Source organism: Thermomonas sp. (assembly GCF_035369645.1).
Taxonomy (GTDB): domain Bacteria; phylum Pseudomonadota; class Gammaproteobacteria; order Xanthomonadales; family Xanthomonadaceae; genus Thermomonas.
The window spans coordinates 40,429-53,177 of record NZ_DAOOUM010000012.1 but is presented as its reverse complement, the minus strand read 5'-3'; the positions used below and the strand labels follow the sequence as shown (position 1 = coordinate 53,177).

General features: G+C 60.0%; 12 protein-coding genes and 1 tRNA gene. 3 read left to right on the top strand and 10 right to left on the bottom strand.

Annotated elements, in window-relative coordinates; translation table 11 throughout:
• The 3 genes from PK789_RS03950 to PK789_RS03940 all read left to right on the top strand — a co-directional run.
• Nucleotides 1–459 (top strand): carbonic anhydrase (locus PK789_RS03950; protein WP_324307168.1); only part of this gene is annotated, 459 nt, incomplete at its 5' end.
• Nucleotides 456–881: a RidA family protein gene (locus PK789_RS03945; RefSeq protein ID WP_324307167.1), complete on the top strand. Its 426-nt coding sequence runs from the start codon at nucleotides 456–458 to the stop codon at nucleotides 879–881. The genes PK789_RS03950 and PK789_RS03945, both read left to right, overlap by 4 nt.
• A 4-nt stretch (nucleotides 882–885) precedes the next feature.
• Nucleotides 886–1,428 carry a 3-hydroxyanthranilate 3,4-dioxygenase gene (locus PK789_RS03940; RefSeq protein WP_324307165.1) on the top strand — a complete coding sequence of 181 codons (543 nt, stop codon included), beginning with the start codon at nucleotides 886–888 and terminating at the stop codon, nucleotides 1,426–1,428.
• 100 nt (nucleotides 1,429–1,528) lie between these two features.
• Here PK789_RS03940 and pnp read toward each other — a convergent pair whose 3' ends face one another.
• The 10 genes from pnp to panD form a co-directional block, all read right to left on the bottom strand.
• The gene (gene pnp, locus PK789_RS03935) at nucleotides 1,529–3,634 is read right to left on the bottom strand and encodes a polyribonucleotide nucleotidyltransferase (protein WP_324307164.1); all 2,106 of its coding nucleotides are present in this window, start codon (nucleotides 3,632–3,634) and stop codon (nucleotides 1,529–1,531) included.
• 161 nt (nucleotides 3,635–3,795) lie between these two features.
• A complete protein-coding gene (gene rpsO / locus PK789_RS03930) occupies nucleotides 3,796–4,056 on the bottom strand; it encodes a 30S ribosomal protein S15 (RefSeq protein WP_223627461.1) in 261 nt (86 codons plus the stop codon).
• 157 nt (nucleotides 4,057–4,213) lie between these two features.
• A complete protein-coding gene (gene truB / locus PK789_RS03925; protein ID WP_324307162.1) occupies nucleotides 4,214–5,221 on the bottom strand; it encodes a tRNA pseudouridine(55) synthase TruB in 1,008 nt (335 codons plus the stop codon).
• Nucleotides 5,205–5,567 carry a 30S ribosome-binding factor RbfA gene (rbfA, locus tag PK789_RS03920; protein WP_324307169.1) on the bottom strand — a complete coding sequence of 121 codons (363 nt, stop codon included), beginning with the start codon at nucleotides 5,565–5,567 and terminating at the stop codon, nucleotides 5,205–5,207. The genes truB and rbfA overlap by 17 nt, the downstream gene beginning before the upstream one ends.
• A gap of 15 nt (nucleotides 5,568–5,582) precedes the next feature.
• Entirely contained in the window at nucleotides 5,583–8,222 is a 2,640-nt protein-coding gene (infB, locus tag PK789_RS03915) for a translation initiation factor IF-2 (RefSeq protein ID WP_324307161.1), read from the bottom strand.
• Between the two features lie 116 nt (nucleotides 8,223–8,338).
• On the bottom strand, nucleotides 8,339–9,826 hold the full coding sequence (gene nusA / locus PK789_RS03910; protein WP_324307159.1) for a transcription termination factor NusA: 1,488 nt from the start codon (nucleotides 9,824–9,826) through the stop codon (nucleotides 8,339–8,341).
• A gap of 6 nt (nucleotides 9,827–9,832) precedes the next feature.
• Nucleotides 9,833–10,450 (bottom strand): ribosome maturation factor RimP, encoded by a 618-nt coding sequence (rimP, locus tag PK789_RS03905; protein ID WP_324307158.1) that lies wholly within the window; start codon nucleotides 10,448–10,450, stop codon nucleotides 9,833–9,835.
• A gap of 173 nt (nucleotides 10,451–10,623) precedes the next feature.
• Nucleotides 10,624–10,700: transfer RNA gene (locus PK789_RS03900), tRNA-Met, on the bottom strand.
• Nucleotides 10,701–10,764: 64 nt separating this feature from the next.
• Nucleotides 10,765–12,285: a glucose-6-phosphate isomerase gene (gene pgi / locus PK789_RS03895; RefSeq protein ID WP_503011888.1), complete on the bottom strand. Its 1,521-nt coding sequence runs from the start codon at nucleotides 12,283–12,285 to the stop codon at nucleotides 10,765–10,767.
• Nucleotides 12,282–12,662, bottom strand: a complete 381-nt coding sequence (gene panD / locus PK789_RS03890) for an aspartate 1-decarboxylase (RefSeq protein WP_324307156.1) — start codon at nucleotides 12,660–12,662, stop codon at nucleotides 12,282–12,284. The genes pgi and panD overlap by 4 nt, the downstream gene beginning before the upstream one ends.
• Nucleotides 12,663–12,749 lie beyond the last annotated feature (87 nt).

The following is a 12,749-nucleotide window of genomic DNA, read 5'->3' as shown; positions in this document are numbered from 1 at the left end:
GTGATGGTGCATACCGACCTCAACTGCATGTCCACGATTCAATTTGCGGTGGATGTGCTCAAGGTGCGGCATATTTTGGTGGTGGGCCACTATGGGTGTGGTGGCGTGGGTGCGGCATTACATGGCACGCGCTTGGGCTTGGTAGATAACTGGATTCGGCATGTGGGTGACGTGGCGCAAAAGCATGCCGATTTGCTGGACAAACTTCCTGAGCACGAGCGCCACGACGCACTTTGCGAGCTCAACGCCATCGAGCAGGCCGAAAACGTGTGCCTGACCACGGTCATCAGCGACGCTTGGGCGCGCGGCCAACAATTGGCGGTGCACGGCTGGGTGTACAGCTTGGCCGATGGCCGGGTACGCGAGTTGGGCATGGATGTGGATTCGCCGGAAACACTGGAAGCCAACTACACCTGGGCGGTGGCCGGTGTGGGTGAGCGGCGCAGGGCGAGTGCATGAGTGCGTCCATCCACGCCGCCGCTGCGCCCAAGGCCGTTGGCCATTACCCGCATGCACGCCGCGTGGGCAATTTGCTGCTGCTGTCAGGCATCGGCCCGCGTGACCCCACCGATAACAGCATTCCCGGTAACACGTATTTTGCCGATGGTCGCCTGCGCAGTTATGCCTTCGACGCGCAGGTGCATGCAGTGTTTGCGAATGTCCGTGCGGTGTTGGACGCCAGTGGCGCACGCTGGGAAGATCTGGTCGATGTCACCGTGTTTTTGACCGACATGGCGCGCGACTTCAAGACCTATAACGCGATCTGGGCCGAGTATTTCCCAGATGCTGCCAGCGCACCTTGCCGCACCACGCTGGGCATCACCGCATTGCCCACGCCGATTGCCATTGAACTTAAATGCATCGCCAAAATCGAGGATTGATTGCATGTTGCCTGCCGCGTTCAACTTGCATGCCTGGATCGACGAGCACCGACATTTGCTGAAACCACCGGTGGCCAATAAATGCATCGTGCAAGACGATTTCATCGTGATGATCGTGGGCGGTCCTAATGCACGCACCGACTATCACTACGAAGACGGCGCGGAGTGGTTCTACCAGTTGGAAGGCGAGATGGTGCTGCGCGTGCAGGAGGACTATGACGGCCAACGCGGCAGCTTGCGTGACATCCCGATCCGCGCCGGCGAGGTGTTTTATCTGCCCCCGCATGTGCCGCACTCACCGCAGCGCATGCCCGGCTCGGTGGGGCTGGTGATTGAACGCAAACGGCTTGCGCACGAAGACGATGCCTTGCTGTGGTTTTGCGTGAACTGCAACTACAAGTTATACGAGGAATTTTTTCACCTGCGGGATATCGAGCAAGATTTCTTTCGCGTGTTTGAGCACTTTTATCGCGATGACCACAAACGCACCTGCACCCAATGCGGCACGCTCAACCCGCGGCCGGGACGGTACGAAACCATCAAATGAGCATGGATCACCTTCTCCCCGCGCAGCGGGGAGAAGGAAATGCCAGAACGAAAAAGCGGGCCGAAGCCCGCTTTTCGTTTATCCGGCTGAGACGTAACGCTTACGCGCCAGCGCCCTCGCCCTCGGTGACGGCCTTGATCGACAGGCGAATGCGGCCTTGCTTGTCCACTTCCAACACCTTGACCTTGACCACATCGCCTTCCTTGAGCACATCGGAGACCTTCTCGACGCGCTCGCTGGAGATCTGCGAGACGTGCACCAAACCATCCTTGCCGGGGGCAATGGTGACAAACGCACCGAAGTCCATGATCTTGGCGACCTTGCCCTCGTAGATGCGGCCCGGCTCGACGTCGCTGGTGATCTGCTCGATGCGCTGCTTGGCAGCCTGACCAGCAGCGGCATTCACCGAAGCGATAGTGATGGTGCCATCGTCTTGGATGTCGATTTGGGTGCCGGTTTCTTTGGTGATGGCTTGAATCACCGAACCACCCTTGCCGATCACCTCACGGATCTTGTCGGGGTGAATCTTGATGGTCAGCAGACGCGGCGCGAACTCGGACAGCTCACCACGCGGCGCGGTCAGCGCATTGGCCATTTCGCCGAGGATGTGCAGACGGCCGGCCTTGGCCTGCGCCAGTGCGACCTTCATGATTTCTTCGGTGATGCCTTGAATCTTGATGTCCATCTGCAGCGCAGACACGCCATTGCTGGTACCGGCAACCTTGAAGTCCATATCGCCCAAATGATCCTCGTCGCCGAGGATGTCGGACAACACCACGAAGTCGCTGCCTTCCTTGACCAAGCCCATGGCGATACCCGCCACCGGTGCCTTCACCGGCACGCCGGCATCCATCAGCGCCAGCGAGCTGCCGCAGACCGAGGCCATCGACGACGAGCCGTTGGATTCGGTAATTTCCGAGACTACGCGAATGGTGTACGGGAAGGCTTCCATGGTTGGCATCACCGCCAACACACCACGCTTGGCCAGACGGCCATGGCCGATTTCACGGCGCTTCGGGCCCATCATGCGGCCAGCTTCACCCACCGAATAGGGGGGGAAGTTGTAATGGAACAGGAAGTGCTCCTTGTACTCGCCGGCGACGGCATCGATGACCTGACCATCGCGTGCGGTGCCCAGGGTCACGGCGACAATTGCTTGGGTTTCACCGCGGGTGAACAGCGAGGAGCCGTGCACGCGCGGCAGCACGCCGACCTTGGAGCTGATCGGGCGCACGGTGTCCAGCGCACGGCCATCGATACGTACCTTGGTGGCCAGCACCGAGCCGCGCATGGTCTGGTATTCCAGCTCGCCGAATTCCTTCGAGGCTTCGCCTGCGCTCCAGCCATTGGCTTCGATCTGCGGGGCGATCTCGGCCAGCACCGCCTTCTTCAGTGCGGAGATGGCGTCCTTGCGCTCCAGCTTGTCGCGCACCTGGAAGGCGGCGGCCAGCTTGTCGCCAATAGCGGCCTTGAGCGTACTGATCAGGGCGTCATTCTTGGCCGGTGCCTGCCAGTCCCACTTCGGCTTGCCGGCTTCGGCCACCAAGGCATTGATGGCGCTGATGGCGACCTGCATCTGCTGATGGCCAAACATCACCGCACCCAACATCACGTCTTCCGACAATTCACGGGCTTCCGATTCCACCATCAACACGGCGTCTTGGGTGCCGGCAACCACCAGCTCCAGTTCGGAATCCAGCAAATCATTGACGCTGGGGTTGAGCAGGTATTGGCCGTTCTTGTAGCCCACCTTGGCAGCACCAATCGGGCCTTGGAACGGCGCGCCGGTCAGGGCGACAGCGGCGGAGCAGCCGATCAGCGCCAGAATGTCGCCGTCCACTTCCGGGTTCAGCGACATCACGGTGGCGATGACCTGCACTTCGTTCTTGAACTCTTCCGGGAACAGCGGACGCAGCGGACGGTCGATCAGGCGGCTGGTCAGGGTTTCTTTCTCGGTCGCGCGGCCTTCGCGCTTGAAGAAACCACCGGGGATGCGGCCACCGGCGTAGAACTTTTCTTGATAGTCCACGGTGAGCGGGAAGAAGTCCTGCCCTTCACGCTGGGTCTTGGCGGCCACGGCGGTGCACAGCACCACGGTGCCGTCACACGACACCATCACCGCACCACCGGCCTGGCGCGCGATTTCGCCGGTTTCGAGGGTGACGGTCTGGTTGCCGTACTGGAAGCTCTTGCTGATCTTCGCCACTTTGGGAATCCTTGGTTTGTCTTGATTCGTCAACGCAGGCAAGCCCCGCTTGCTGCGCTGCATCGCGTTGCGATGCGGGAATGCGGGGTTACCGCAGGGTTGAAACTTCACTCACGCAAAAACGAACCGCGGCGCATTCCTGCGCCGCGGTGGGTGTTCAATCAGCGACGCAGGCCGAGTTTGCCAATCAACGCCTTGTAACGCTCGCCATCCTTGCGGTGCAGGTAGTCGAGCAGGCTACGGCGGCGATTGACCATCATCAACAAACCGCGACGGCTGTGGTGATCTTGCTTGTGTGCCTTGAAATGCTCGGTGAGCAGTTCGATGCGGGCGGTCAGTAGTGCAACTTGCACTTCCGGTGAGCCGGTATCGTTGTCGCCGCGCTTGTGTTCGTTGATGACTTTCTGAGAATCGATGGACATGGTTGCCTCGTAGTCGCGTGACCGGCAGGAACAGGTAATACCCGCACCGCCCGGCTCGTCGTGAAGGTTGAAATAAAGAAATGCTCGACTGAGCAGCGGAATTATAGCCTGAGTCCGGTCATGCGGCAATGCAGCACATCTGTCTGCATATTTGCGATCAGCCTGCGACCTGTGGGGTGGTCGCAGTGGTCAGTGCCCAGCGGAACAGCCGGATTGGTCGCAGCCCGCCCTCGGCATCCACATCACCCAAGCCCAAGCCGCGCCCGTGCTCATCCAAAATTGCCACCTGCCCACGCGCCGGATAAGGCCCGCGCAGGCCTTGCCCATGCCCCAACCGGTGCGCCTGTGCGGGATTGACCCGCACCTGCGGCCACGACGCCATACCGGCTTCAATCGGCAACAGACAGGCATCCAAGACATGCTCACCGGCCTGCTCGCGCAAATTTTGTAACGCATCCAGCGTCCACATGCGTGGTTCGCGGAACGGGTCCACCCACAGCCTGCGCAGTTGCGCCACATGCGCACCACAGCCCAGCAGCTCGCCTAGATCACGCACCAGACTGCGCACATACGTACCCGAGCCGCATTCAACGTGCAGGCGCAAATTCGGGGACGCCCCGTTCTCCAGCGTGGTATCCAGCAAATCGGCTGCGTTGAGTAATTCGAAAGCATGGACATCGATATCGCGCGCTTCGATCTCGATCGTTTCACCACGCCTAGCTTTGACATACAACGGCTCACCGCCGCGTTTGAGCGCCGAATAAATGGGGGGACGTTGCCGAATGCGGCCGGTCAGCTGCTTGAGCGCCGCATCGAGGGTGTCGATGGAATGTGCCGGCACCGCACGTGTGCGCAGTGGTTGCCCTTCGGCATCGTCGGTATCGGTGACGATGCCCAAACGAGCCACGGTTTCGTAGGCTTTACGCGCACCCAATAGCCCGCCAGCAATCTTGGTGGCCTCACCAAAACACACCGGCAACAAGCCCGTGGCCAAAGGATCCAAGCTGCCGGTATGTCCGCCCTTTTCCGCGCGGAACAAATGCCGCACACGCTGCAAGGCCTGGTTGGACGATAGCCCCTGCGGCTTGTCCAGCAGCAAGATGCCGTCTAGCTGACGGAAGACGGTGCGCGGGCGACGCTCGCGCGGGTTATTCGGCGTCGCCACTGGGGCGCAGGTCGCGCAGAAGGTTGTCGATGCGCTCGCCGCGATCCACCGATTCATCGTAGTGGAAATGCAGCTCCGGCACGTGCCGCAGTTTGACCGCACGCGCCAGTTGGTAGCGGATTTCCGGTGCCAGTGCCTTCAATGCCTTGATGGTTTCGTTGGCCCGATCGGACTGCAGTACGGTAACAAACACCTTGGCATGCGCCATATCCCGCGTCACTTCGACATCGGACACACTGGTGGACGCCAGCCCATGCTCGCGCACGGCCGCATGCACCAAGGTACCCAGCTCACGTCGGAGCTGGGCAGATACGCGATCGGTGCGATGGAATGATTTTTGCGCCATATGCTCAGGCACGCCTTACAGCGTACGCTGCACCTCGATGCGCTCGAAGCATTCGATCTTGTCGCCAGGCTTGACCTGATCGTAGCCCTTCACACCAATACCGCACTCGGTGCCATTGCGCACTTCATCCACATTCTCTTGGAAGCGACGCAGCGAATCCAATTCGCCCGAGAAGATGACGGTGTCGTCGCGCAGCACGCGGATCGGCTTGCCCTTGCGAATCACACCTTCGATCACCACCGAGCCCGCAATCGAGCCAAACTTGGAATGGCGGAACACCTGCTGGACGGATGCGGTGCCGATGATTTCCTCGCGCACTTCCTTGCCCAACACGCCGGAGGCGATCTGCTTCACCTGATCGATCACGTCATAGATGATCGAGAAGTAACGCAGGTCGATGCCATTGCCCTCGATCACCTTGCGCGCCGAAGCATCGGCACGCACGTTGAAGCCGATCACGGCGGCCTTCGATGTGGCAGCCAATTGCGCGTCCGACTCGGTAATGCCACCCACGCCCGAGCCAATCACATTGATCTTGATCTGCTCGTTGGACAGCCCGGTCAGGGCTTCACGCAGGGCCTGCATGGTGCCGTGCACATCGGCCTTGACCACCAAGTTGAGGGTGAGTTGCTGTGCCGCACTGCCCTCGCCCATTTGCGCCAGGATGTCTTCCATGCGGTTGCCGGCCGACGCCACCAAACGCAATTCACGGCGCTTGGTATCGCGCTGCTGGGCTACATCTTTGGCCAGCCGCTCATCGGCGACGACGACAAAATCATCGCCCGCTTCCGGTACGCCAGAGAGGCCCAGAATTTGCACCGGGATCGACGGCCCAGCGTCTTGCACTTGGCTGCCATTTTCGTTGAACAAAGCGCGCACGCGGCCGTATTGAATCCCGCACACCAGGTAGTCGCCCTTCGACAACATGCCCTGCTGCACCAATACCGTCGCCACCGGGCCACGGCCCTTGTCCAGCGCGGACTCGATGACCACGCCCATGGCACGGCCTTCGAACACGGCTTGCAGATCCAGCACTTCCGACTGTAGCAAGATGGCGTCAAGCAGATCGTCCACACCTTGCCCTGTCTTGGCGGACAGCTCCACCATCTGGATGTCGCCACCAAATTCTTCGGCTACCACTTCGTAGGTCAACAGATCGCTCTTGACCCGCGATGGGTCAGCATCGGACTTGTCGATCTTGTTGATTGCCACGATCAACGGCACCTTGGCCGCCTTGGCGTGCTGAATGGCTTCGGCAGTTTGTGGCATCACGCCATCGTCGGCAGCCACTACCAACACCACGATATCGGTGAGCTTGGCACCACGCTGACGCATTTGGGTGAAGGCAGCATGGCCGGGGGTGTCGAGGAAGCTGATCACGCCCTTCGGCGTTTCGACGTGATATGCGCCGATGTGCTGGGTAATGCCGCCGGCTTCACCGGTGGCTACCTTGGTACGGCGAATGTAGTCCAGCAGCGAGGTCTTGCCGTGATCGACGTGACCCATGATGGTCACCACCGGCGGGCGTTGTTGCTTCTCGCCCTGCACTTCTTCGGCATGCGCCAACAATTCGGACTCGGCATCATTGGCATTGGCTGCCACTGCCTTGTGCCCCAACTCTTCGGTGATCAAGACCGCTGTGTCATGGTCGATGGATTGGGTGATGGTGGCCATCACACCCATCTTGAACAACGCCTTGACCACATCACCTCCCTTCAGTGCCAGCTTCTGGGCAAGATCGGCCACGGTAATCGCATCGCCGATGGCAACCTCACGCACCACCGGCGTGGTGGGCTTGTTGAAGCCCGTGCCAGTGCGAGATTGATCGGGTGCGCGACGACCACCACCACTCGACTTGCCCTTGCCGCGCGTGTTGCTGCTGCGGCGCGCACGATCGGATGCCGACAGGTGCAGCTGGCCAGCAAAGCGCTCGGTACGATCATCATCCTCAACCCCGGACACCATGGCATGCGAGCCACGCTGAAGCGGTGGCTTACCCTTGACCGCCGGAGCGGCTTTATCCGCCTCACGGGCGGGTGCCGCCGGTTTGGCATGAGCTGCACCGTGACCATGGCCATGGCCGTGACCTTTGGCTTTGCTCGCTTCCTCCAGTGCCGCCTCCGCAGCGGCCGCGGCCTCGGCGGCGGCGCGATCAAGCTGCTCTTGCTCAAGGCGTTTTTGCTCAGCAATCACTTCTGCGCGCTGACGATCTTTTTCTGCCAGCGCTTGCTGCTCTGCAAGGTTGCGCGCACGCGACTCTTCCAGCTTGCGCAGCGCATCCGTCCGCTCGGCATCCAGTTTTTCGTTGGCCGTCTGCGCACGTCCCTCACCGGGCTTCAGGGTGATTTTCTTGCGCGTCACCACTTCAATGGTGCCGGCCCCGCGCCCGGTCTTGTTGCTGCTGCCGACGCTGATTTCCTGCTTGCGGCTACGGTTCAAGGTGATCTTGCCCGCCGCGATGGTCTCTTCGGCTGGCTTTTCGGTCTTGCCGTGGGCACGGCGCAAAAAACCGTGAAGTTTAAGTTTCTCGGCGCTGGTGATGACCTGATCGGGGCCACTGAACGTCATACCGGCAGTGGCCAGTTGTTCAAGTAGTTTATCGACCGGTGTATTCACCAGTTCGGCGAGCTTACGGATGGTGGTTTGCTGCGACATTCGGTTTCCGGTGTCTTTGGCCGCCGCAAGGGCGACCGAATCTGTGGATTGTAGGGCGGGTCTTGGCCCGCCGGCCAATCAGGCGGTACCGACCAAGGCCGGTGCCGTGCCATGCATCATTCGAACCAGTGCTTGCGCGCTTCCATGATCAATGCCGCAGCGCGCTCCGCGCCCACGTCGTCTAGATCCGCGATTTCATCGGTTGCCGCTTCCGCCAAATCTTCACGGGTGCGAATGCCGCGTTCCGCCAAGGCATAGGCCGTGGCTTCATCCATCCCGGCAAGGTTCAACAAATCTTCTGCCGGCTGATGCTCTTCCAGCCCCTCTTCGGCCGCCAGTGCTTCATTGAGCAGGGCATCACGCGCGCGCGAACGCAGTTCTTCGACGATGTCTTCGTCAAAACCGTCCACAGCCAGCAATTCCGCCACCGGCACATACGCCACTTCTTCAACGGTATTGAAGCCCTCGCCGACCAGAATGCCGGCGATTTCTTCATCCACTTCCAGCTTGTCAACAAACAATTGGCGCGCCGCAGCTTGTTCGGAATCGGTCTTGGCCTGCACTTGATCGGCGGTCATCACATTGAGCTGCCAACCTGTCAGGCGGCTGGCCAGACGCACATTTTGACCGCCGCGGCCAATCGCCTTGGCCAAATTCTCTTCGGCCACAGCCAGGTCCATCGCGTGCTTGTCTTCATCCACGATGATCGACTGCACTTCTGCCGGCGCCATCGCATTGATGACGAACTGCGCCGGGTTGTCACTCCACAACACGATGTCCACGCGCTCGCCGTTCAGTTCATTGGTCACTGCCTGCACGCGTGAACCGCGCATACCAATACACGCGCCGATTGGATCCGTGCGATTGTCGTGCGCCAGCACCGCGATTTTGGCGCGATCGCCCGGATCACGCGCACATGCCATGATCGACACCAAGCCTTGCCCCACTTCCGGCACTTCCAGCTTGAATAGCTCCATCATGAATTCAGGCGCGGCGCGGCTGATGAACAATTGCGGACCGCGCGATTCGCTGCGCACATCGAACAAGTACCCTCGGACACGGTCGCCAGTGCGCAGCACGTCACGCGGAATGCCTTTGTCTTTGGCGATGATGGCCTCGGCATTACCACCCAGATCCACATAAATATTGCCGCGTTCGACACGCTTGACCACGCCCGTGATCAACTCGCCCACGCGATCTTTCCACGCATCCACCACCTGCTGGCGCTCAGCCTCGCGCACGCGCTGCACAATGACCTGCTTGGCCGCCTGCGCGGCGATACGCCCGAAGTCGGGATTTTCGATTTGCTCTTCGATGTAATCGCCTACTTCGACTTCATCGCTTTCGTCCAGTGCATCCATCAGGCGCACTTGCCGGTCCGGGGATTCCATCACCACATCGTCGGCCACCACTTCCCAGCGACGGAAGGTTTCATAGCTGCCGTCTTTGGCATCGATCTGCACGCGCACCAGCACGTCTTGGTCGATATAGCGCTTCTTTGCCGCCGAGGCCAATGCCGCTTCGATGGCTTCCAAGATGACCGATTCCGGCACGCCTTTTTCGGCAGCCACCGCATCGACGACCAGCAATAGTTCCTTGCTCATGCCCGCTTACTCCGCATCAGACGACCCAGCGGCCGCCGTCTTGTTGGTTGGTTTTTTCTTTGCAGCGGGCTTCTGGCCCGCCGACGCTTTTTGCTTGCCTGGCCGTGCATCACGCCCGGACTTGTCTTGTGCCGGTGCCAGCCCGAGCGCGACCCAATCGGGGACAAGTTTGGCCTTGTCCACGTTAGCGGCATCCACAGCCAGTTCTTGAGCATCGACAGCGAGCACGATCTGCTGGCCTTCCACGCGCAAAATTTCCCCTTGCAAGCGGCGGCGCCCATCCTGCGGCAGCTTTAGTGTGACTTTTGCAGTCTCACCAATAAAGCGTGCAAATTGCGCCGCACCAAACAACGGACGATCCACACCCGGCGAAGACACTTCCAAGGTGTAGTTGGCGCTGATGGGGTCAGCCACATCAAGCTGCGCGGAAATCTCGCGACTGACGGCCTCACATTCGTTGATGCCAACACTGCGGGTTGCCGCATCTGTTGGCGGCACATCGATATACACACGCAGCAAGGCACTGCCAGATGCTGGCAGATAGTCGATACCCAACAACTCCAGCCCCATCGCTGCAATGGTGGGAGCAAGCAGTGCGACGATTTCGTCGGCCTTGTCTGTCACGGTGCGCCTGTCAAGAAAGTGTCAATGCAGTGAATTCGAAATCGAATTCAAAATCCAAGATTCCAGAAACGAAAAAGGACCCGTTGGGCCCTTTTCCGATGACGCTGGATTGCGAAAGCCTGGAGATACTTTCGCGAGCCCGAGCCCGATGCCAATCAATCGGCATTGAAACTTGGTAGCGGGGGCAGGATTTGAACCTGCGACCTTCGGGTTATGAGCCCGACGAGCTGCCAGACTGCTCCACCCCGCATCAGAGTCGCGCATTGTAGGCAGTACGTATACAACATGCAACCGTTTTATTGCCCGATGACTATTTAATTTGCATTTGCTTGGCTGTGGATCACCGCCAGCAGCGCCTGCGTCACCACATCGCTGGCTTGGGATTCGCCGTGCAATGCCGGTAACAGACGACTGGCCACCTGCTTGCCCAACTCCACACCAAATTGATCGAAGGCATTGATCCCCCACAACACCGATTGCAGATACACGCTGTGCTCGTACAGCGCGACCAACATGCCCAGGCTGTGCGGCGTCAGTGCATCCAGTAGCAGCAATGTGCTGGGGCGGTTGCCGGGGTAGCGACGGTGTGGGTCTTCACTGTCCTGACCATTGGCCAGCGCTTCGGTTTGCGCCAATAAATTCGCCAACAACGCGGCGTGATTGGCCGCATGTGGATGGTCGGCTTTGAGCACGCCGATGAAGTCGGCCGGCACAATCTGGGTGCCTTGATGCAGGGCTTGGAAGAAACTGTGCTGGGTGTCGGTACCGGCACCGCCCCACCAAACCGGCACGGTCTCGGTGGTGATGGCATTGCCATCCACCTGCACCGATTTACCCAAACTTTCCATCACCAGCTGTTGCAAATAATTGGGCAGCAATTTCAACCGGTCGTCATACGGCAGCACCGCTTGGGTCGCCGCATGCAGTCCATTGCGATTCCATATTGCCGTCAGTGCGTGCCACACCGCGATATTGGCGTGCAGTGGCGTATGCAAGGCGTGCGCATCCAACGCTGCGGCACCCTCCAGCAATTGCTCAAAGCGATCCATACCCAGCGCCAGCGCAATCGGAAAGCCCACCGCGGACCACAATGAATACCGCCCCCCCACCCAGTCCCACATCGGCAGGGTGCGCTCGGGTGGAATGCCGAAATCGGCCACTCGCTGTGCATTGGTGCTGACCGCGTACAGGCGCGTGTCATTCGCTAACCACGCGCGCACGATGCTGCCGTTGAGTAAGGTTTCCTGCGTACTAAAGGTTTTGGAAATCACGATGCCAGCGGTCTTGGCTGGATCTAGCCCTGCTAGCACACGGCGTGCCGCATTGCCGTCAACATTGGAAATAAAGTGCACACGAAAACGCGCACCCGTCTGCGCCAGCGCATCCACGATCAGGCGCGGGCCAAGATCAGAGCCGCCAATCCCAACGCTGACGATGTCGGTCACTTCGGTGGCCGCCAGTGCATCGATCAGCTCACGCATCCGCAGTTGTGCCGACACCGCCTGCGCGCGCGCAGCCAATGCAAATGCCGAGCCCACCGCACCACCACGCAACGCGCTATGCAACGCGGCGCGGCCCTCGGTGCCATTGACGGTTTCGCCGCCCAAGAGTTGCTGCATCGCGCCGGCAAGATCTGCCTGCTTAGCGATATCAAACAAGGTCGCCTGCGCCACGCGGTCATAACGCTGCCGCGCAAAATTGGCGTACAACGGCCCGCAACGCAAAGAAAAATCCTGCGCACGCGCAGGATCGGATGCAATCAATTGCGCCAGCGAAGTGCTGGCCAGTCGTTGTGCATGTGCATCCAGACCCGCCAGCAAGTGCGTCATGGTTATGCGGCCTGCTGGGGCATGGAGTGATTGGTGTGGGTCAAGCGATTGTCGCGATCCACATACACACAGGTCGGCTTGTACGCCTTGGCTTCTTCGGCATCACACTGCACATAGGCGCAGATGATGACCAGATCACCCACCCGTGATTTGTGTGCGGCCGCACCATTGACCGAAATCACTCCGCTGCCCTCTTCGCCACGAATGGCATACGTGGAATAGCGCTCGCCACTGGTGACGTCGTAGATATGGATCTGCTCGTATTCGCGAATACCGGCAATATCAAGCAACCGTCCGTCGATGGCGCAGGAGCCTTCGTAGTGCAGCTCGGCGTGGGTGACGGTGGCGCGATGAATTTTGCCCTTGAGCAGGGTGAGTTGCATGACGTGGCTCCGATGACACAGTGACGGCTAACGACCGCGATGGTCGCAGTATAGGGCGCAAATGGCGCACTGCAACATTCACAAAAA